Genomic DNA, 21,636 nt, shown 5'->3' with positions numbered 1-21,636 from the left:
CCGGAAGCTAAGGCCTGGCACGGCGATGGTACTGCGCCCGACAGGGCGTGGGAGAGTAGCACGCCGCCGCACCCACACCAATGGACCCCCGGACGAGGCAACAAGCCCCCGGGGGTCCAACCATATCAAGCGACTTTCCGCATCCACCGATAGCATTGCCAACATGCTATATTCAAACCAGTCTGGTTTCGTGAAGGCGATGACGCCTTCCAACAGTCTCCGCAGGTAAGGTTTAGGTAGGGTTCTGATTATGAATAAGCGCTTTCGCAACGCTGGCTGTTGGGCCATCTGCCTGACAGTGAGTTTCACGGTAATCACCATCCTGATGGTTCTGTTCGCAGGCAGCGACGCGGATTTGAGCTATCGTACGCTCGACTATGAGGTGACTGCCACCGCTGACGGTGACCTCGAAGTCACCCAGCATATCGATATGAAGCTGCGGCAACGTGAGGATGACGACGATAACACACGCCCTTGGAAGCAGCTATATCAGCAGTACACACTGGATTCCAGCAAGCTTACGGACATCACCGATATCAGTATCACCAATGTGAGCGACGGCCAAACCTACAGCCAAACCGAGCCGCAATCTCCCAGCGATATATCGGACAATGACTGGAATACCAACTATGCCAATCATTGGTATATTGCCGACGTGAGTGCGGGGGACTGGGATCCGAAACCCTATAAACCGGGCAAGGATGGACTGGAACCTAGCAACAATACGAACAATAATGCTGCGGACATCACAACCAAAACCATCGAAATCGGCTGGAACATTCCCCCCACCGTGTCAGCGGATTCGTTGCGATTCGATATCAGCTTCACGATGCACGATGTCATCACCAAATGGAACGATATCGCCACCTTCCAGTGGGAACCGTTTGGTGTCACCAACCAAGTGCCCATCGGCAAAGTTACCGGCACCATTCGTTTCCCGCAATCGCTTGGCACAGACAAGTCCTGGGCTTGGCTGCACAACGAACGCACCTCATCCATCAAACGCGACACCAACGGCGGTTTCACGTTTACGGCATACGACATCACCGCAGGCGACTATCTTGACGTAGTTGCCGCTTTTGATGCCAGTGCAGCCGGCGATATGACCTTCACCAAGTCCGGCAACCATCTGGACGCGCTGATCAGCGACGAAACTAGTCAGGAACAGCAGTGGCAGCAGCGTCAGCGCACGGAAGCCATCATCAGCGTCATAGTGTGGATTGTGACCATACTTATCGGCGTAGCGCTGTGCGCGTGGGGCATACGCGCGGTGATGCGCACCAATAGGGAGGCTCACTATCATGGGCCGATTGAATATTATCGTGGGCAGCCCGGTATCAGCCCGGCGTCGGCTGCGATAATGATGAATATCGTTGAACCGGAAGCCGAATCAGTGGGGGATTGCCAGCTTACTGCCACCATACTGTCGTTGGCGGTAAAGAAAGCCATTGCCATCTATCCGGGGCCTGCGAGCCTATATCGTGGTATCGATATGAGCACAGCCGCACCGGCCGGTATTGCCGGCATGATCGGCACTGATGCCGGTCGCGTGGATGAAGCGCGCACCACTAACACCATTGTGATTCTGCCGCGCGCCATTGATGGCATGCCTAACGCTGAACAGTTGCAACTGAGCCAATCCGAGGAGGCAATGCTCAATCTGCTGATTGCGATTTCTCAGCGTGTGGGCTGCCCAGTGTTTGATCTGCACCAAATGAATGATGCATGCAAGGATTGGGAAGAGGGCTATACAACATTAGGCAAGTTCACCGAAGCCTGCACCAGCGAGTTCGGCATGCTTGGCGCGGCACGCAGCGTTATGTCACGGTATTTGACGCCGGGTCTGCTTGCGGTGCTGTTGGGCGTTATCAGCATTATTGTCAATGTCGAACGAGGCCATGCCGTTGCCGGATTCATTATCGGCATCCCGTTCTTCTTCGTTGGCTGGTTTATTGCGCTGGCTGGCACGTCACCGATTATTACTGCAACAGGGCAGGATGTTGCCAGGCGATGCTTGGGATTAAAACGTTACATGCAGGATTGCTCTGACCTTTCCCGCTGTGATGCCGCCGATATGGCCTTATGGGACTGGTATATGGTGTATGCCGCCGCCTTCGGCATCTCCGAGCGTGTGCAGCGTGAACTGGTCAAGGCCTACCCGCAGATCACCGATCCGAATTGGCTGGACACCTATGCCTCCGGCATGCTGTTGTATTGGGCTTACCGCCCCTATAGTTGGTATGGGCACCATTATGCGCATTATGCGCATGGCAGCGGTGTTGAAGACCTTGACGGTGCCATGAACGGTCTTAACGGCGCGCAGTCTGTATTTGATGGCGATTCGTTCTCAGTCGGTTTCAACGATCTCAGTACGCAGCTGTCCGCCGGTTTCGCCGATATTACTGCAACGATCCAAGCTGCGGCACCCTCCAGTTCGGGCGGTGGCGGCGGAGGAGGCTTTGGCGGGTCATCCGGCGGCTCCGGTGGTGGTTCCTTTGGTGGGCGCTAATACCGTTGCTGACAACACTGTGAGTGGCGGCCCGTTAGTATGGCCTGATATACCTATGCATAGGTAACCGGTAAGGAGACAATATGGCATTGCACCGCAACATTGGACCTTTTGATACGACGGCCATCGGCATTGGCGAGATGGGCCTGACCATCGAAGGCCATCCAAACCACGAACAGGGGCTGGAAACCATTCATGCCGCGCTTGACGCCGGCGCGCGCATGATCGATACGGCATGGTCCTACTATGCTCCAGGCGAGGACGAGCAGACCGGAGAGCGGCTCACTCGCGAGGCGTTGGAGACTTGGAATGGCCCGCGTAAGGATGTGCTGGTGGCCACCAAAGTCGGCCTGCGCCGCGACTTCGATGAGCATGGCAAGCCGATTTGGCCGCGCGACGGCAAGCCCGAGCATGTTATCGCCTATGGCAAGCAGAGCGCCATGGCTCTCGGCGTGGATACCATCGACTTGCTGTACATGCATCGTCACGATCCGGAAGTGCCGTACAACGAGTCCATTGAAGGCATTAAGGAGCTGCTTGATGAAGGCGTGGCACAATACGCCGGCGTAAGCAATGTGACCATCGAACAGTTGGATATTGCGCGCGCGATTCTGGGCGACAAGCTCATCGCCGTGCAGAACCAGTTTTCTCCCGTGCATCTTGAAACACGCGATACCTTGGACTATTGCGCCAAGCTTGGTCTGGCGTTCATCTGCTGGAGCCCGCTCGGCGGCTTCCGTCATCCTTATGATGAACGACTGCTTGACCCGTTCCGTGAGGTGGCGGATGCGCGCGGCATCAGCTGGCAGCAGGTGGTGCTCGCATGGGAATTGGCTCAAGGTGAGCATATGTTCGTGATCCCCGGCTGTCATCGTCCGGCGACGATTCTGGATTCGTTAAAGGCTGATCAGCTTCAGCTCACCGACGAGGAACTTGCCAAGCTCGGCTGGTAGAAGCATCCATACGGTCATACTGCAAGAGGGCGGCGAGCATAGTCACTCGCCGCCCTCTTGCAGTATATTGGTTCCAATTTTCAGCCTATAGCCCCGGAATCAGGCCACCGGGCGGATCCAGGGTGAGGTAACCGGCTTCAAGATCGATGTCGGGAACCAGCACTTCAACGAACGGCACCAAGGCCTTTTTCTCCAGCACAGGATTGCCGTCCTTGTCGGTGCCGGTTTGCACCGGGTTGGCAAGCCGTATGCTGAGCAGATCCTGCGCGCCATCGATCACATCGACCACCGTGCCGACCACCTGGCCTTCAGGCAATCCTAGGCCGTTGTCTGCAGCCATACGGGCTTCAAGACCAATCAAATCCCTGAGGTACCATTCACCGGCCTCAAGCATGTCATCGGGATCATCGGGTTCGCCGTACAGTTCCACGCCGTTAAGCGCTTCGGCGGCATTGCGATCATCGCAGCCTTCGAATTTAAGAATCCAACGATCTTTGGTGCTGCGCGAGTTCTCGACGATGTATTCGGTTCCGCCGTCCTCGGAATACAGTGCCGCTCCCGGCTCGAAACGCCATTCGGGATCGTCGGTGTACAGGCGCACGGTGACTTCGCCTTTGAGCCCCTGTGCTCGCCCGATACGAGCGACCCTCAGCAGTTCGGGCTGCTGAGGGTCTTCGTGCATGTTCTGATCTGCCATGCTGTGCATCGTTCCTTATCGATTGGTGTGGGTTGGCTTCGGCCTCACATACGGTGAGTGAGGGTGCGGTCAGCGGCGCACGTCCATGATGTCCACGCGCACCTTGTGATCGGACAGCGCCTGAATCACGGTACGGATTGCGTTGGCGGTGCGTCCGCCACGGCCGATCACACGGCCGATGTCTTCCGGGTTCACGCGCACGCGCAGCAGTTCGCCGCGTGCATTCTCATGGGATTTGACGGACACATCGTCCGGAAAATCAACGATATTCTTGATGAGGTGTTCCACAGCCTGTGCAAGCATTTCAGACAGCCTTTCCTATGAGTTGGCGTTCCGACTCCATTGTAGTTGGTGTCGGAACGCCTTATGCTTATATGCCTTGCGGCGGGATCACTCAGGCTTCGGCCGGAGCTTCCTCAGCAGCCTCTTCAGCCGGGGCCTCAGCAGCGGCTTCAGCTTCAGCCTTGGCCTTGGCATCAGCCTCAGACTTGGCGGCCTTGAGCTTCTGAGCCTGGGCCTCAACGGCCTCGACGCGAGCGGCGGCATCCGGGCCAGCTTCAACGGTCTTCAGCGTGCCTTCAGCACCGTCAAGACCCTTGAACTTCTGCCAGTCGCCGGTGATCTTGAGCAGCTTGAGCACGGGCTCGGACGGCTGAGCGCCGACGCCAAGCCAGTACTGAGCGCGCTCGGAATCGATCTGGATGGTGGAGGGCTGGGTGTTCGGATTGTAGGTACCGATCTCCTCGATGACCTTGCCGTCGCGCTTGACGCGAGCATCGGCCACAACCACGCGGTAGAACGCGTAGAACTTCTTACCCTGACGCTTCAGACGAATCTTGGTTGCCAAAATGGCTCTCCTTGGTATATCTAGGTTTGTGGTTTTCGGTGCGCTATGTGGGGCACGGCTCGCCGAAACCCACTCGTCCTCGCTTGCCGGGGTGTAGAGGGCGCCACGCCAAGCGAACAACTGGCCCATTATAGCTCTATGCCCAGGACTCGCGAAACGCCGCATGTTATGCGGTTGACGCTACCAAACGTAGGCGGGCTCCTCATTGGTCACTATCGCATGCATCATCGTTTCGGCTGTTACGATTTTCAGCCCGGCATAGGTCGGATCCTGCACGCCGCGCATCGAATCGACGTACCGATAGTGGGTGATATTGCCATTGCCGTCGGTGTTGTAGCCGGTGATGACGACGATATGATTGCCATGAGCGAATCCGGGGTATAGGGCCGCCACATCAACGGCTGCGAACACGGGATCATCCGTGGCCATATCCGCCTTCACCCGTTCGGCGAATGTGCGAGCGGTCTCATTGCTGGTGTCGCCGATGGCAATGGTCTGCACATGATATCCCGCCCCCGCCGGATTCGCGCTTTCCACGCCGAACAGATAGGCGTTGGCGACTCTTGCCAGATCCACGTATTCGGTGCCGGTGACCGGTTGGGTGTTCATTGCGGCGGCCAGCGTCGCCTGATCCGAGGCGATGCCCTTATAGGTCAGCACGCTTTGCAGCGCCGCTGGCACGCACCAATCGCCCTGTTCCTGCAACGTGGTCGGCACATTCAAGCGTACGGTGTCGCCGGTAGTTGTCGGCGCAGTTGCTGATTCGGTTGTAGAGGGTGTGGCTGTAGATGGCTCGGTTGGTTGCTCTGGCGTGGCCTGCGACGGTGCTGTTGCTGGGGTCCTGCCGGTAATCGTCGCGGCATTGATAGTGCTGGCAACCTTGATTTCGGTGTTGGCGTCGGTATACACCTCGCCTTTGTTGATATCCGCGTCCGACTTGCGATACCTCACCCATGCCAACGTGTCGTCGGCCAGAAAAACACCGCCATTATCCTGCGACAACACAGTCATTGTTGCCGTATCCAGCATGATGGTTTGCAATCGCGTACGGTTGCTGACGATGGAGGCGCCGGACCACACCACGAATCGCTCGTTGGCCTGCAACGTGGGCTCCATGCTGTCGGTGGATAGCAGTGTCATGACAGTGCGTTCGGTGGTGTCTACGCGCAGGAGTCGCACCTCGCGTACGCTGGCGTTGCCGCCATCATCCTGTGCGGTAAGCGCATACTGTGCGACGAACAGACTGTCTCCTGCCGCTTCGGGCTGTCCAAGATACTGGAGTTCACTATCGATCTGATAGACCACGGTTTTCGTGCGGGCGCTCGCGTCCAGTGCCACGAGACTGGACGTATGGGCTTCGCGATCAAGCAGTACGTAGTACCACAGCGATCCCACATTGATGGCTTTTGAGCAATTGTTGCGTTCGACGAGCGTGACGCTGCCGTCAAAACCGTGATATTCCAACACATACTGATTGACATCAGGATCGAAACGATTGAGCATGACACCGTTGCCGTCGAATGCCGCGCCGGTTAGATGCGTGGGCATGCGTTCGCTGGTCAGCAGTGTGCGATGTTTGCTGGTGCTCAGATCAGCCAGTGCATAGCTGCTGGTGGACATGGTGCTGCTTTCGAACAGCACATGCTCTGTATTCGCGGCGGGCACTGCATAGGATTCGTGGCTGTCGGCATCGTTGCGTTCGGCAAACGTGGAGAATGCTCCGGTAGTCAAGTCATATGCACCCAGCGCCAGTTTGCCAGGCTGCGTATCGAGCCGGGACGTACCATATCGTGTCTCGCCAATAAGCGTGCCGTTCGCAGCAAGGCGCAACGGGGTGAAATACATGCCTTCGGGGTATGGCAGGGTTTGATTCTTAGGGAATGCTTCGTCAAACGTGGTCTGGGGAAGATCCGACAACTGGGGCACGGTGCCGCTGATATCAGTGAATCGTTGTGTGGGATCGTCATTCAGTGCGATATCGGCATAGTCGAATTTCGTGGCGATTGTGGAACTCGGGAATTCCGTGGCAGGGCGGTGCAATAAACCAGCTCCGGCAACCATCAGCACAGTGACTGCCGCCGCAATCGCACATATCAGCAGCCAATGTCGGCGCAAAGGCGAGACAGATCGGCTGTCCTCGGTGCCAGGTGCGGACATGTGCGGTGATGTGGTGCGCATCAGGGCCTCCTCGCCGTTAGTGTAGGTTCGTGTCGGTCAGTTTGCCGGCCAAACGTCGGATGATCAGCAGCGTTACGGACTTGTACTGTTGCTGTCTTCAATGCAACGGTATCTTCGCTTTCGGCGGCGCAACAAGCGTTGTCACGCGGAATATGACAACGGTAACAGCCGAGCGTGGCAAACACGTAGCATGGCCTCTACAATGAACGCCATGAATCGTCGTGCTCCCGCGGTTGTTGCCGCGCCAGTTGTTGTGCCAGCCGCGCTCTCCGCGCCGATTGCGGTAGCCCTGCTGGACAATGATGCGCTCGCATTGGAGGCACTGCGTGTGGTGGTGGCAAGGCAGCATATGCCGTGCACAGTGGCGTGGCACACCACGTCGGTGGCGGTGGCGCTGCATCGGTGCGCATCGGGCGGCAACGTGCCGGATGCACTGCTGCTGGACATGGCCTTGGATGGCATCAGCGGCACCGAAGTCGCCGCTCGCATCCGTCGACGCAATGCGTGCACTGCCATCATCGGCGTTACCGCCTACAGCCTCGACGCCTATCGTGACGATGCGGTGATAGCCGGTATGCAGGCGCTGATTGCCAAAGACAAGCTGGTGCGTGAACTGCCGTCGGTCATGGCCAGCATCGTTAGCGGTGGTGTGTGGCCGGAATCGTCGGAAAAGGGCGGTTTTGATACTGTCGCTGAATCCCATCGTCGGCTGCATGAAACAACGATTGCTGGCTTGGCGGCGGAACAGTTGTCCGCACGCGAACGGGACATATTGCAACGTTACGCAGCAGGTGCAAGCACCGATGATATCGCAGCCGCGCTGGCGATCAGTCGCAACAGTGTATTCACCTATGTGCGCCGGGCATGCACCAAACTTGGCGTGCGGACGCGAGCCGAAGCGCTGGAACAGCTGCGGCTGCATCGGATGTTTCGATGAAGGAGTGACTTATGCCTACCGCATCGGCTGCAACACCAGTGATATCAGCGAACTTTCGCCGCTGGAGCGCGCATGAGGGCATACGAGTAGCTGCCATCATACTGGCATTGATTATGACGGTCGGCGAATCTACGGTGGCCTATGCTTATGGGTTTGATTGGCGGCATCTGCTGTTCGCCTTGGCACAGGTCATATGTGTGCTGATCATGCCACGTTTTGCCAAAACAGGTGCCGGATTAACGCTGCTGTTGGCGGCGGCCGTGCCGCTGCTGCCATTCCAGACATCCGGCATGCTGCGTTTGTCGGTAATCGCAGCGGTGATCGTACTGGGATACGAGAACACTGTGCTGGGCGCGCTCGCAGGATTGGCTGCTGGGATGATGACCAGTTGGTCTCTCGTGCGCATGTTTGGTTTGCCGATTGATTGGATGCTGCGCCCGAGCCAGTTGATGAATCTGGCGTATTATCTGGGCTTTACAGTGCTGGGCGTTGCGTTACGGCATGTGGCGGCTGCACAACGGCTGCGCTCTGCATTGGAGCTGTCGCGACTGCGCGAACGCACTGCCGCCCGGCTGCACAATCGGATTTGCAATGATCTGACATCCCTGGTGTTGCGCATTGATCGTTGCGCGGGCGACCAAACAACGGCAACGACGACGGGCAATGGTGATGATCCTGATGGCCCTGACGACGTCAATGATGCTGGGGTTGCCGAGCTTATGGCAGTGCGTGCTGGTCTCGTGGAGACTTTGGGCGATGTGCGCCAGGTCATCGCGTCATTGCAGACTGACACGGAACAAGAATCGAATGGTCTGAACCGTGCTGACGATTTCAACGAAGAACTGCAACGGCGGATCCAGCATCAGCGGCAACGATTGGAAGGACTGGGAATCCACGGTGACGTGTTATGCGCGGATGCAGATGGTGAACTGTTGAGCGCCGAAGGACGCGATCTGGCCCTCGAAGCAGTAGACGAACTATTCGGCAACATCGCTAGGTATGCGAGTCCCGAAGTCGGCTACACGTTCGTCGCCCAACGTGATGCCACAACATTGACAATCAGTGTGGCCGATACGCCACGTCACAACGCGATGACGGGCAATGGCAGCGGCATGGCACGATTGCGTCAATCTGTCGAAGCGATCGGAGGAAGTTGCGCAGTCGAGAGCTCTCCGGGAACATGGTTCTGTCAGCTGCGCATACCGTATGCATAAGCATGTGCGGATATCACTGTGTTGATAAGCATAACCGCCGCTGCGAGATGTTCGGTAGTGAGGATTGCGGATGATCCGACAGGAGGAGAGTCCTTGATACTGCGGAGGCAGTAGCAGGTTGTATGAACGTCAGCAAAGATTCCGTAAGGAATTGATTTTTTGTGAATGGTGAGCCTCAAATACTATGATATTTTGTTAATATTTCTAGGAAAAAATTGTATATTTTTGTCAAATCCTAGTGATTTCAACATGTAAGGCGGTGGTACGAATGCTGCGGAGAAGTGCCTATGGTCAGCTCATGGACTGGAAGCGGTTGAAAACCCAACAGGGACTTTTGATTATGGGTGCTCGTCAGGTGGGGAAGACCACGCTGGTACGGGAATTCGCGGCCAATGAGTATCAGCGTCTGGCGGAAGTGAATTTCGTCGAATCGCCTCAAGCCGTGGATACGGTGAGCAAAGCATCCGATGCAAAAGATCTGTTGCTCAGACTGTCGATATTGACAGGAACGGAGATTGTTCCTGGCGAAACGTTGTTGTTCCTTGATGAGATTCAGGCTTGTCAGGATGTGCTGACATGGGTGAAGTTCCTAGTTGAAATGCGTGATCTGGATATTGTGATGTCTGGTTCCATGCTTGGCATAGATTTGTTCAATGTGCGTTCGTTGCCGGTTGGATTTTTGCAGACCGTGGTGATGAAGCCTCTTGATTTTTTTGAGTTTTGCGATGCATGCGGACTTCCCGGTTCGGCTCGGGATGCCGTCAAGGAATGCTTCACCTCCCTCAGCGAGGTTCCTGATTACCTCCATGAGAAGATGACGGATCTATGGTACAAGTACCTGCTGGTCGGTGGCATGCCTGATGCGGTGCAGGCTTTTGTGGATTCGTCCGATCTCAATAGGGTGCGTAACGTGCAAAAGGCCATTGTTGATCTCTATGAACTCGATATCACCAAATATGTTCCTGATTTGGTGGAGCGCCGACATATCAAAACCATCTACGAGTCCATAGTGAATCAGCTTAATGCCCCGAATAAGCGGTTCAAATTCACCAAGCTGGGAAACGACAGTCGATTCGCCCACATGCGAACGGCATTTGATTGGTTGGCGAATGCAGGCATCGCACTGCCGACATTGAAGGTTCAGGAACCTCGCTACCCCATGGGAGACCATGCGAATGAGAATGCGTTCAAACTGTATATGAACGACGTCGGATTGTTGACTTCGCAACTGATGCGTGAAGCGGACTTGGAGATACTCAATCGCCGCTCCAGTATGAACTATGGCTCTATTTTTGAGAACGCGGCGGCCCAAGAGCTTTTCGCCAAAGGATATGAGTTGTTCTACTACAACCAAGGCAATATAGGCGAAGTGGATTTCCTCCTGCAAGATGCCAGAGGGGGGATTTCTCTATGCGAAATCAAATCAGGGAAGGAATACACCCGGCATCGTGCCATGAACAATCTTTTGGGCACACGTAACTACGAGTTCGAACATGCGTGGGTGTTCCATGACGGGAATATTGAGCGCAGAGGTGTTGTAGAATATCTGCCCATTTACATGCTGGCGTGTCTTGATCCCTCCTCGACAACATCAACAAGCGTTAATACCGATAGCTGACGCCAGATTTCGTCATTAACACGTGACTATTGCATTGTGGATTCGCATTCGACCGGCGAATAGCCGACGGTGACGGTGCGGGTGGGGCCGTCGTCGCCGTCGGCTACGCAAGCGTGAGTGTGGCGGTGAGCGCTAGGTGATCGGTGTTGTTGATCTCGAACGATTCAACGCCACTTGGTTTGAGACCGGGGGTGAACAGCACGTGGTCCAATTCGATGCGCGGCCACTTGATCCAGCTGGGGAAGGTGAGATTGGGCCCCTTGGCCTGCGCGAGACTGGCATCGCGGAACCCTGCTTTGATCAGCATACGGAAACTGGGATGCTCGATGCTGGAATTGAGATCGCCCATCACCACAGCGATATCCCGGTTACCAATGAATGTGCCATGTGCCAGCTTGCCCAAAAACATAATGCCTTTCGACCAATCTCGGCAGCCGCGCATCGGTGATTTCGGATGCGCCGAAGCCATCATAACGGCGCGCCCGTCTTCCAACACCATGGTAATAAACGGCACATCGGCAGCGGGAATTTCCACCGCACTCGGCGACATAGCAGTGGGCTTGACACGTGAGAAAATGGCGTTGAATCCGCCATTGTCGCTATCTTTGGCATCCCCAAACTGACGGTAGGGGAGCATTTCGCCCAGCTGCTCAGCATCGAGACGTTCGATCAGCTCGTCGGTCACTTCCTGCAAGGCCAGCACATCGATGTTGCGTTGACGGATATGTTTCACAATATCGGCGGCATCCGCTCGTCCAAAACGGCAGTTCAACGTCATAACGCGGAATGATGACGGCAGGAAAATAAGCTCCTCTGCTGGAGCGGCAGGGGCCTCGGCAGGCTGCGTTGGTTGCGGCGAATGGTTTGATGCATTGCGCGACGTTTCGCGTTTGGTTTGCGCTGCAGCGGTATTGGGCTTCGTATTCCACGCCTTGCCCCAATAGTCGATGCGTTGCGAGGACGCGGTAATTGCCACCGCACCGCTGACACAAGCCAACCCCCAATCATGCGTCGCCACAGCCCACACCACGATTACCGTCAACGGAATCCACAAGAATGGAATCAGCGCGATCAAATACGGCAAGGGCATGTGTCCCTCGGTGCCGGCAGGCAGACGGCTCAGAGCCACCCACAGTGCCGCCAGCAGGATTACGCAATAGCAGAAAATCGTCATGCGCTCCATTATGGCCCATAGATACGGCGGTAATGTGAGGATTGCTATGGCCAGATATACAAAAAGGTGCTGGTGCAGACGAATAATGTCTGCACCAGCACCCTGAAACGGTATAAGCCGTGTGTCTATGCGTCAGCGGCCGAACAAGCCACCCAAGCCGCCGCCGAGATTCGGCGGCAGATCAGGGGCACCATCGGCGCCAGCCTGCCCCATCAGTCCCTCAAGACCGGCGGGAAGCGCAGGATTCTGCGGTTTCTTGGCAAAAGCGGAACCATTGGACGAGCCGGAGCCGCCGGAAGACTTGCCAGCCAGCTTGTCGCGCAATGCCTTCTCCTCAGCCTCGCGCTTCATCGGATTGCCGGACTTGCCGCCCTTCTTCTTGTTCTTGCCCTTGGCCTTCTTGCCGCCACCCATTGCAGGGCCACCGAAGCCTGGCATGCCACCGCCAGCGCGATTCGACATGCGCTTCATCATCTTGGCGGCCTGCTCGAAACGCTGCAGCAGCGCGTTGACCTGCGAGACAGTCACACCGGAACCATAGGCGATACGCGCACGACGGGAACCATTGATAATCGAGGGATCGCGGCGTTCAGCCGGAGTCATCGAGCGAATAATCGCTTCGGTGCGGTCGATTTCACGCTCATCAAACTGCTCGAGTTCCTTACGATGCTGAGCCATGCCAGGAATCATGCCCAGCAGCGACTTCATCGAACCAAGCTTGCGTACCTGCTGCAACTGGTCAAGGAAATCATCCAGACCGAAGGAGCCGTCGGAAATCTTGGCGGCGGCCTTGCGCGCCTCCTCCTCGTCGAATTGCTTCTGCGCCTGCTCGATCAGGGTCATGATATCGCCCATATCGAGGATGCGCGAAGCCATACGATCGGGGTGGAATACCTCGAAATCCTTCAGTCCCTCACCATTGGAGGCAAACAGGATCGGCTTACCGGTTACGCTGGCCACCGACAGGGCCGCGCCGCCGCGAGCGTCGCCATCGAGCTTGGAGAGCACCACGCCGGTGAAATCCACGCCCTCGTCGAAGGCCTTCGCGGTTTTCACCGCATCCTGACCGATCATCGCATCGATCACGAACAGGATCTCGTCGGGCTGCACAGCGTCGCGGATGTCACGAGCCTGCTTCATCAGTTCCTCGTCCACACCCAAACGGCCGGCGGTATCGATAATCACCGTGTCATACAGTTTCTGCTTGGCCAGCGCGATGGAATCGCGCGCCACCTTCACCGGATCACCAGTGGTCAGCCCAGGGGAGGCGACGGCTTCACCACCGTCGGACTGCACGCCCTTCTTCGGAGCATACACAGGCACCCCGGCGCGCTCGCCCACCACCTGCAGCTGCGTGACGGCGTTCGGACGCTGCAAATCGGCCGCCACCAGCAGCGGCGTGTGTCCGGCATCCTTCAGCCAGTAGCCGAGCTTGCCGGCGAGTGTGGTCTTACCGGCACCCTGTAGGCCGGCGAGCATAATAATAGTCGGCGGGTTCTTGGCGAAGTTCAGCGGACGATCTACGCCCTGGCCGAGCACTTCGGTCAACTCCTCGTCAACGATCTTCACCACCTGTTGCGCAGGATTCAGCGCTTCGGACACTTCGGTGCCCAGCGCACGCTCGCGCACCTTGCCGGTGAAGGAACGCACCACTTCGAGCGCCACATCGGCGTCGAGCAACGCGCGGCGGATTTCGCGGATCGTACCGTCGATATCAGCCTCGGAAAGTTTGCCCTTGCTCTTCAAATGCTTAAACGCATTCGAGAGTCTGTCAGTCAAAGAAGAAAAAGCTGCCATAATGCGCTCCAGTCTAGCCGTGACGCGGGAAAAGACAATGAATCCTGTTGCGGCAGACGTCGGTGCGAAGGGTGTATGTCCGCCGCGAAGGATTCCCCGACTTCGCTCGGAATGCCTTTGATAGAGGAAGAGTCAGTCAGTGCCGATTTGGCGGGTGGGGTGTTGCCCGTGGGGAAGGAAGCGGTGAACGCGAACGCGACACGCACGTATGCCACATGAATGGACAACGTTAGCCATAATGTTGTATTCTGATGCCATCAGTTGCACAAGATGGTTTTGGTGCATATTGATTTAAGTTGTACTAAGCAGCAAAGAAGCTTTGGCTTGAGTAATGTGAGGAGAAAGTGGTGCGCAAGATTACGCCAGTAATGGCTATCGTTAGCATTTTAGGATTGCTGTTGCCGTTGTCGGCATGCGGCAGCTCGGCCGCTGCGGACAACGGCCTGCTTTACGTGTTCAACACGAAAAGTGAGATCAAGGACGGTCTGGAGAAGCTCGTCAACGAATATGGCAAGGAGCATGGCATCGAAGTCAAGGTGTTCTCGCCCGGTTCCGGTTCGGACACCGTCGAAACCATGAACACTGAGATGACTTCTAGCACGCCGCCGGCCATTTTCTCCACCAATAGTCTTGTCACATGGGGGCCTGCGGACGGTGATTTTATGCTCGATCTCAACGAGAGCGACAACGCCGATCTCAAAGCCCTTGCCCAGAACGTCCCCGATGAATTGCGTTTCACCAGCGAAGGTGATGAGAACCTCGGCCTGCCGTATACGCTGGAGGGCTACGGCTACCTCGTCGATGTGGACGTGCTGAAGGATTTGTTCGCTCTCGACGATGACAAAGTCGCCGAACTGATCGCCGATCTCAAAGCATGCGACTTCGATACATTCCGTGCGTTCACCGACGCTGTTGACGCATATATCAACAATCCCCAAGCCATCAGTGTGAACGTCAACGGGCACGAGTACACCACCGCTCCTGCCAAAACAGGGCTTGCCAACGATCTGACCGGTGTGTTCGTCGAATCCGGTGCGGAGAAGTGGACCTATGCCGATCATATGGTCAACATCCCGCTTAACGCCGTGTTCGAGAACTACGGCGATGCCTACAGCGCCGACCTTGATGCGGTGGACGCGCTCAAGAAGCCACTGATCAAAGAGATGGAGGTATTGGATTACAACACCTCGCACGCCGCCGGTGAAGATGGTCCCAACACCCGCGGTCCGTCCTTCGTCAACTCAACAACCGGCTCCTACGATTACGCACTGCAGCTGTTCGCCGAGCACAAAGGTCTGTTCTTCAAGCAGGGCAACTGGATCTATCCGAATCTGAAGGCAGCGCTTGCCGACACTGAAGATGCCGGCGCTCGTATGTTGTCCAGTCTGGAGATTCTGCCCATCAAGATGCCGTTCGAACAATCCGATATCTCCGTGAAGGGTCGTACGCCGGAAACCTTCAACACCTATATCCCCGCGATGGTGCCGAACTATTGGATCATCAACAAGAAGTCCAGTGCAGCACAGCAGAAGAACGCGGCGGACTTCCTCGTTTGGCTGTTCACTTCGGATCGCGGCCGCTCCTTCCTCACCGACGAATGCGGCTTCATCCTCTACGACGAACTTGACCAGCCGGATGGTGCCAATTCGTTGAACAATGCGCTGCTGCATTACGCCAGCGCAGGCAAGACCCTTTCCAACCCCTTCAATGCCTCTCCGGGCAACTGGCTGGAATTCGTCGGCAACCAACTCAAGCAAAACTACATGACCAAGGCCAAGTGGGATGAGTCCACCTATCCGGCACTCGCCGATACGGTGATCGCCCGTTGGAAAAACCTCAAAGATATCCAATCCAGCTGATCGGCCGGGACGAATCCATCATCATAGACAAGAAAGAGGCAAAGAGACATCATGTATAAGAAATGGTTCCTGCCGTTCATCGCTCCGGCTGTTATCCTATTCACCTTGGTTGTCGGCATCCCGTTCGTGATTGGCGTGCTGTATTCCTTCTCGGCATGGCGCGGCGTCTATTTCAAAGGCGGCGACAACCTGTTCGAGGCTTGGGTCGGCTTCGACAACTATGCCAAAGTGTTCCGCAACCCTGACTTCCTCAATGCGCTTGGCTATACCGTGACGTTCACCATCATGGCCGTCATCGCCATCAACGTGTTCGCTCTCGCCCAAGCGCTGCTGGTCAATGCGCTCGGACGCGCGGTTGGATTCTTCCGTGCCACGTTCTTCCTGCCCAACCTGCTCGGTGGTCTCGCCTTGGGATACATCTGGCTGTTCATCTACGAGAACATCTTCTCGACTACGCTGTTCGGTCCGGACGGCCTGCTGCCCATCGACCTGCTGACCAACATGACGCAGGATCATAATAAGAACCTGCTAGCCATGCTCATCATGTTCGTCTGGCAGCAGGCGGGCTACATGATGATCATCTACACCACTGGTCTGGCCAACATTTCTCAGGACTACTACGAGGCCGCCTCCATCGACGGTGCCAACGCGGTGCAGCGCTTCTTCCACGTCACCGTGCCGATGCTGATGCCCAGCATCACCATCGTGCTGTTCATGACGCTCGCCAACAGCTTCAAACTGCTGGATCCGAACGTCGCACTCACCAACGGTGAATATGACACCCGCATGCTGGCGTTGCAGATCCTGCGCGTGCCGAAGGACACCAGCAACAACTACGGTGTCGCCCAGGCGGAGGCGGTGCTCTTCTTCCTCATCGTCGCCGCCATCTCCATCACCCAAGTCATCATCACTAAGCGCAAGGAGGTTGAAGCCTGATGACCAAGAAAACCGTTTCCCGCATCGTTATTGCTGTCGTGCTGACCATCATGGCGTTGGTCACCTTGTTCCCCTTGTGGTTCCTGTTGATCAATTCGTTCAAGTCGCAGGCTGAGATCGTCAAATCGCCGCTTGCGCTGCCGCATGGATTGAATTTTTCCTATATCGCTAATGCGATTGAGAAAATCAATCTGGTGCCTTCGTTCCTGCTCACTGTGCTGATTACCGTAGTCGGTGTGGTATTCATCATTCTGATCTCCTCGTCCGTGGCGTGGATGATGGTGCGGTTCAAGAGCAAGGTGGCCAACGCCCTGCTGCTGGCCTTCACCGCCTCGATGCTGGTGCCGTTCCAAGCGATTATGTACCCGCTGATTAACGAATTCGATGATTTGGGATTGAAGAATACGCCCGGTCTGATTCTGATGTACGGCGGTTTCGGTCTGGCCATGAGCGTGTTCCTGTACCACGGTTTTATCAAGTCCATTCCCGTCTCACTGGAGGAAGCCGCGTTCATGGACGGTGCGAACGTGTTCCAGGTCTATTGGAAGATTGTGATGCCGCTTATGCGTCCGACCACTGCAACGGTAGCCATTCTCAATGGTATGTGGATTTGGAACGACTATCTGCTGCCGTTCCTCGTAATCGGCAATGGCGAGCACAAGACACTCACCCTGTCTGTGTATTTCGCGAAAATCGAATCCGGTGCCTATGGCAACGCATGGGATTTGATTTTCCCCGCTGTGCTCATCACCATCATCCCGATCGTGATCATTTTCCTGTTCCTGCAAAAGCAGATTATCAAGGGCATGATCGCCGGTAGCGTGAAGCAGTGAGTGCCAAGGAGGAAAATAACGTGATGATGCGCGACTGGAAAAAGGAAACGACCGTTTATCAGGTCTATCCGAAAAGTTTCTACGACGCTAACAGTGACGGTATCGGCGACATCGCCGGCATCACCGCAAAACTTGACTATCTCGCATGGTTGGGGGTGACGACGATTTGGATTTCGCCGTTCTTCAAATCTCCGATGGTAGATAACGGCTACGATATCTCCGATTACTACAGCGTCGATCCGATGTTCGGCTCCAACGAGGATCTGGACGAACTCATCGCCGAGGCCAAAAGCCGTGGCATGCGTGTGTTGTTTGATCTTGTGGTCAACCACTGTTCGGATCAGCATGAGTGGTTCCGCAAGGCATGCACTGATCCGAATGCGCCGGAACGCGACTATTTCGTGATTCGCCGCAAAGACCAGCTCACCAACTGGCGTTCCGTGTTCGGCGGTTCGGTGTGGTCCCCGTTGCCGGGCAGTGATGACGAGTATTACATGCACGTCTTTGCCAAGGAGCAGCCTGATCTCAACTGGGAGAATCCAGCTCTCAGGCATGAGATTTACAAGATGATGAACCACTGGCTTGACAAGGGCATCGGTGGCTTCCGAGTGGACGCCATTACCTATATCAAGAAGAACCAAGACTTCCCGGACTTTCCCGCAGATGGTCCGGACGGGCTGGCCGCAGTGGAGCGTGGAAGCTGCAATCAGCCCGGCATCGAGAAATTCCTATCCGAGATGCGCAGGGAAACCTTCGATCGTTACGATTGCATGACTGTGGCCGAGGCCACGGATGTGCCATTCTCACAACTGCCGATGTATTCGGGAACCGATGGATTCTTCTCGATGATCTTCGAGTTCTCCTATCAGGATCCATACGTTGACAAGACGAAGCCGGAATGGTACCGCCCCAAGCAGTGGTCGGTCGAGGAATACAAGAATCTCATTTTCACCGCGCAGGAACAGCAGCAGAAACTGGGCGTGTGGTCTCCCACCCACCTGGAATGCCACGACAGCCCCCGCGCGCTGACACGGCTGATGCGCAATGCGGATGTGTCGGGCGCGAGCGACGATCCCGCCGTGCGCCGTATGCAGGCCACCATGTTGGCTACGATGTTCTTCTTCCTTCGCGGCACGCCATTCATCTATCAGGGCCAGGAGCTGGGAGTGCGAAATACGACGATGAGCAGCATCGATCAGTTTGATGACATCTTCACCCACGATCAATACCAGGTGGCGTTGCGTGCGGGTGTGGACGAACGCGAGGCGTTCGATGCGGTCGCCTTCCGCAGTCGTGACAACGCACGTACGCCGATGCCGTGGAGCGACGCCAGTAACGCAGGCTTCTTCACAGACGTGGACGGGGAACATACATCTTGGCTGCCGGTTAATAATGACTATCGCACGGTGAACGTGTCAGCGGAACGTACGGACGAGCATTCGACGTTGTCGTTCTACCGCGCGATGGTGGCGCTTCGTTCGACCAGCTCATATCGTGATGTCGCGATTTACGGAGACTGTGTTCCGGTATATCGCGATGTGCGCAATGTAATCGCCTACGACCGGCATCTCATAGTGGATGCATGTGGCTCAACGGATGCTGCGTTCCTCGATGATGGACGTATTCGCGATGAGCAGACGATTCGTGTGATCTGCAATTTCCAAGAAACGCCTTGTGAGATCGCCTTGGATGAGTCGATGCGAGATGCTCAAGTGCTGCTTGCCAATAGCGGGAGGCGCAATGTGGATGATGGCGGTGTGCTGCGTCTCGAACCGTTCGAGGCGATGGTGATCGCATTGCGGTGAGGACACGATGTTGAAACCGACTGTTGCCTGACGGTGTTTGTCAGCGTTTGATGATGACAAACATCAATGACGTGGAACGGTGTCCGTTTGGCGGGGAACCAGCTGGATGGGCGCCGTTTCATGCGCTTTGGGAAGGAATTGCCCTTCGATAAGCGTTAGTGCTTTGTGGGCTGCCGTCGCCCCCATATCGAACGGGTGTTGGCGAATCGTGGTCAAGCCAAAATCAGAGGCGAAAACCATATCATCGAATCCAATAACCGAGCAGTCGTCCGGTACATTTCTGCCGTATTGGTGCAGTCGGCTGATCAAAGGCAATGCCAATCCGTCGGACTGACAGCAGATGCCAGTAGGGAATCGGTTGAGCGCGAATAGCTGTGCGACTGCGGATTCGATGGCTTGTTCGCGATCGCGCGGAAGGGAGATCACCTGCGCGCGGATCGGCTCACTAGCTGCCTGGCAAGCATCCTCAAAACCGAATAAACGCATATCGGTGCTGTAGGTAAGCGTTACTGTGTCATCCATTTCCGAGCAAAGATATACCAGATCACGATGCCCAAGATGGATAAGGTGCTGGGCGGCCAATCGCATGCCCTCACGGTCATCGATGCTGATGGAGCCGTCGAAACCTTCGGTCGAAGGAACATTAATGCCGATGATGGGCACATGAAGTGTCCGTAATTGTTCCACCTCATGTGGATCGATGGCGAATGAGGCGACAATGACGGCATCGGCGTTGCGGCGAAGCGGCAGCGTGTCGAAGAAGCGATGGCGTGTATCAACGGCATCGATGCGTTCGTAGAACGAGATGTCATATCCCTCCGGCTGGAGCACCGAATTGATTCCCGATAGCACCGAGGCGTTGAACCAACTGGTCAGGGTTTCATTCATCAACAGGGCAAAACGCTTGGATTGTCCGGATTTGAGCGCGGAGGCGGATCGGGACACCTGATAGCCCATGTCAGCCGCCACGGCAAGCACATGTTCGCGGGTCTTTGCGGACACGCGGCCCGGATTGGTGAACGCTCGGCCAACGGTAGACACTGAGACTCCTGCCCTCTCCGCCACCTCATGAATAGAAACCGCCAACGTTCGCCTCCTTGTCGTTACGACCATCCTACGGGAATCCGCTATCCGCTGATTACGGGCACGCCGTGCTCTTCGGCCCGTTACCATGGAACAGTAAACCGTCAGTGGTATTCGCGAATTGGTGATTGACTTTCGATTTCGGTTCCGACTATATCGCTGGACACCCCTTCTGCAGACATGCCGTGCGCCGGCACTGCCCGCATCATCGTGATGGATGGGTCGTGCTGCTGCAATGCAGACTGCCATGCACTATGGAGGCCCACCGATGCAACATAAACGCATAGAACGCAAAGCCCTGGTCGTAGGGCTTGTCGTCAACATTCTGATGGTCGCTGCCGGCACCATCGTCTTTTTCATCACTGGCTTGAAAGCCATGTTCCTAGACACCGCCTACACCACGATATCCGTGATGTCCGGTCTGGTGGCCATTGTCTTGTCATCCCACACCGTGCGCGTCACCGAACGATACCCCAACGGCCGGTTCGCGCTGGAGCCGATTTATGCGATCTGCAAAGCGGTATTCACTCTCTCCCTGCTGATTTTCTCATTGGTCGACGCGGCTCAGGTTGCCTACGATTACTTCGTCTACGGTCAGGGCGAGCGCACCGCGTTCGGCCCGGTAGTGGTCTATGAGGTGCTTACCGTACTGTCTTGCCTTGGCCTGTGGCTGTATTATCGGCGCAAAAACCATTCGATTCGCGGCAGCAGCACCATGCTGGTCGCCGAAGAGAACAGCACGCTCATCGATGGCGCGATTTCCGCCGGCATTGGCGTGGCAGCCATCGTGCTGGTGCTGCTGCCTGACGGCACCCCCTTTGATTTTCTGCACTATACCGGCGACTTCTTCGTCACCGCGATGATTGTGGCCGCCGTGATCCGTGAGCCATTAAGCGTACTGCACGATGCCTATGTGGAATTGGTCGGCGGCGTGCACGAGGATGACACCACCAATGCTTTCGTCGAGGAGATCGCCCAACGTCACCTGCCGCGCGGCACCGAATATGATCGTACGCTGATTTTCAAAACCGGCATGAACTATACGGTTGATGTCTATCTGACCGGCGAAGGGCCTGGGCCCGGCGGGGTTATCGATCTTGATGATTTGTTGGCTCGCAAGCGTGCACTTGAAGCCGAGTTGAAGCGCAAACTGCATATAGTCGACGTTGACTTCGTCTTCGACTGATACGACGTGT

General features: G+C 56.1%; 17 protein-coding genes. 10 read left to right on the top strand and 7 right to left on the bottom strand.

The genetic code is table 11. The features are described 5' to 3' along the window. Positions 1–250 precede the first annotated feature (250 nt). Both G1C95_RS12070 and G1C95_RS12065 read left to right on the top strand, forming a co-directional pair. Positions 251–2,509, top strand: coding sequence for a DUF2207 domain-containing protein (locus tag G1C95_RS12070; protein WP_169173199.1), 2,259 nt, complete (start codon positions 251–253; stop codon positions 2,507–2,509). A gap of 83 nt (positions 2,510–2,592) precedes the next feature. Beyond that, on the top strand, positions 2,593–3,462 hold the full coding sequence (locus G1C95_RS12065; RefSeq protein WP_169173198.1) for an aldo/keto reductase: 870 nt from the start codon (positions 2,593–2,595) through the stop codon (positions 3,460–3,462). Positions 3,463–3,547: 85 nt separating this feature from the next. Here G1C95_RS12065 and rimM read toward each other — a convergent pair whose 3' ends face one another. The 4 genes from rimM to G1C95_RS12045 all read right to left on the bottom strand — a co-directional run bounded on the left by rimM (position 3,548) and on the right by G1C95_RS12045 (position 7,184). Next, on the bottom strand, positions 3,548–4,159 hold the full coding sequence (gene rimM / locus G1C95_RS12060) for a ribosome maturation factor RimM (protein WP_169173197.1): 612 nt from the start codon (positions 4,157–4,159) through the stop codon (positions 3,548–3,550). Positions 4,160–4,228: 69 nt separating this feature from the next. Continuing rightward, positions 4,229–4,462: an RNA-binding protein gene (locus G1C95_RS12055; RefSeq protein ID WP_007051427.1), complete on the bottom strand. Its 234-nt coding sequence runs from the start codon at positions 4,460–4,462 to the stop codon at positions 4,229–4,231. Between the two features lie 91 nt (positions 4,463–4,553). Further along, entirely contained in the window at positions 4,554–5,006 is a 453-nt protein-coding gene (gene rpsP, locus G1C95_RS12050; RefSeq protein ID WP_169173196.1) for a 30S ribosomal protein S16, read from the bottom strand. A gap of 180 nt (positions 5,007–5,186) precedes the next feature. Continuing rightward, positions 5,187–7,184 carry a C39 family peptidase gene (locus G1C95_RS12045; RefSeq protein ID WP_169173195.1) on the bottom strand — a complete coding sequence of 666 codons (1,998 nt, stop codon included), beginning with the start codon at positions 7,182–7,184 and terminating at the stop codon, positions 5,187–5,189. Positions 7,185–7,386: 202 nt separating this feature from the next. On the opposite strand from G1C95_RS12045, the gene G1C95_RS12040 reads away from it, so the two are divergent. The 3 genes from G1C95_RS12040 (at position 7,387) to G1C95_RS12030 (ending at position 10,953) form a co-directional block, all read left to right on the top strand. Then, positions 7,387–8,121, top strand: a complete 735-nt coding sequence (locus G1C95_RS12040; protein ID WP_240947560.1) for a response regulator transcription factor — start codon at positions 7,387–7,389, stop codon at positions 8,119–8,121. An 11-nt stretch (positions 8,122–8,132) separates the two neighbouring features. Then, on the top strand, positions 8,133–9,335 hold the full coding sequence (locus tag G1C95_RS12035) for a sensor histidine kinase (protein WP_169173194.1): 1,203 nt from the start codon (positions 8,133–8,135) through the stop codon (positions 9,333–9,335). Positions 9,336–9,633: 298 nt separating this feature from the next. Then, positions 9,634–10,953 (top strand): ATP-binding protein, encoded by a 1,320-nt coding sequence (locus G1C95_RS12030; RefSeq protein ID WP_240947559.1) that lies wholly within the window; start codon positions 9,634–9,636, stop codon positions 10,951–10,953. A gap of 103 nt (positions 10,954–11,056) precedes the next feature. On the opposite strand, the gene G1C95_RS12025 is transcribed toward G1C95_RS12030, so the two are convergent. Continuing rightward, positions 11,057–12,127 (bottom strand): endonuclease/exonuclease/phosphatase family protein, encoded by a 1,071-nt coding sequence (locus tag G1C95_RS12025; protein ID WP_169173192.1) that lies wholly within the window; start codon positions 12,125–12,127, stop codon positions 11,057–11,059. Positions 12,128–12,259: 132 nt separating this feature from the next. Then, a complete protein-coding gene (gene ffh, locus G1C95_RS12020; RefSeq protein ID WP_169173191.1) occupies positions 12,260–13,924 on the bottom strand; it encodes a signal recognition particle protein in 1,665 nt (554 codons plus the stop codon). Between the two features lie 368 nt (positions 13,925–14,292). Here ffh and G1C95_RS12015 point away from each other — a divergent pair, with 368 nt between their 5' ends. The 4 genes from G1C95_RS12015 to G1C95_RS12000 are packed head-to-tail and all read left to right on the top strand — an operon-like array spanning position 14,293 to position 19,357. After that, the gene (locus G1C95_RS12015) at positions 14,293–15,783 is read left to right on the top strand and encodes an ABC transporter substrate-binding protein (protein ID WP_169173190.1); all 1,491 of its coding nucleotides are present in this window, start codon (positions 14,293–14,295) and stop codon (positions 15,781–15,783) included. 51 nt (positions 15,784–15,834) lie between these two features. Beyond that, positions 15,835–16,719 (top strand): carbohydrate ABC transporter permease, encoded by an 885-nt coding sequence (locus G1C95_RS12010; RefSeq protein ID WP_169173189.1) that lies wholly within the window; start codon positions 15,835–15,837, stop codon positions 16,717–16,719. Beyond that, entirely contained in the window at positions 16,719–17,552 is an 834-nt protein-coding gene (locus G1C95_RS12005; protein ID WP_169173188.1) for a carbohydrate ABC transporter permease, read from the top strand. Before G1C95_RS12010 ends, G1C95_RS12005 begins: the two co-directional genes overlap by 1 nt. Next, entirely contained in the window at positions 17,549–19,357 is a 1,809-nt protein-coding gene (locus G1C95_RS12000) for an alpha-glucosidase (RefSeq protein WP_205832838.1), read from the top strand. Before G1C95_RS12005 ends, G1C95_RS12000 begins: the two co-directional genes overlap by 4 nt. Positions 19,358–19,420: 63 nt before the next feature. Here the strand turns inward: G1C95_RS12000 and G1C95_RS11995 are convergent, their stop codons facing one another. Beyond that, positions 19,421–20,470 carry a LacI family DNA-binding transcriptional regulator gene (locus G1C95_RS11995; protein WP_169173187.1) on the bottom strand — a complete coding sequence of 350 codons (1,050 nt, stop codon included), beginning with the start codon at positions 20,468–20,470 and terminating at the stop codon, positions 19,421–19,423. A gap of 238 nt (positions 20,471–20,708) precedes the next feature. Here G1C95_RS11995 and G1C95_RS11990 point away from each other — a divergent pair, with 238 nt between their 5' ends. Then, the gene (locus G1C95_RS11990; protein WP_169173186.1) at positions 20,709–21,626 is read left to right on the top strand and encodes a cation transporter; all 918 of its coding nucleotides are present in this window, start codon (positions 20,709–20,711) and stop codon (positions 21,624–21,626) included. Positions 21,627–21,636 lie beyond the last annotated feature (10 nt).

It is taken from the genome of Bifidobacterium oedipodis, assembly GCF_012932425.1.
GTDB lineage: Bacteria > Actinomycetota > Actinomycetes > Actinomycetales > Bifidobacteriaceae > Bifidobacterium > Bifidobacterium oedipodis.
Note: the sequence above shows the minus strand (reverse complement) of the source record. Positions and strands in the feature narration are given on the sequence as shown.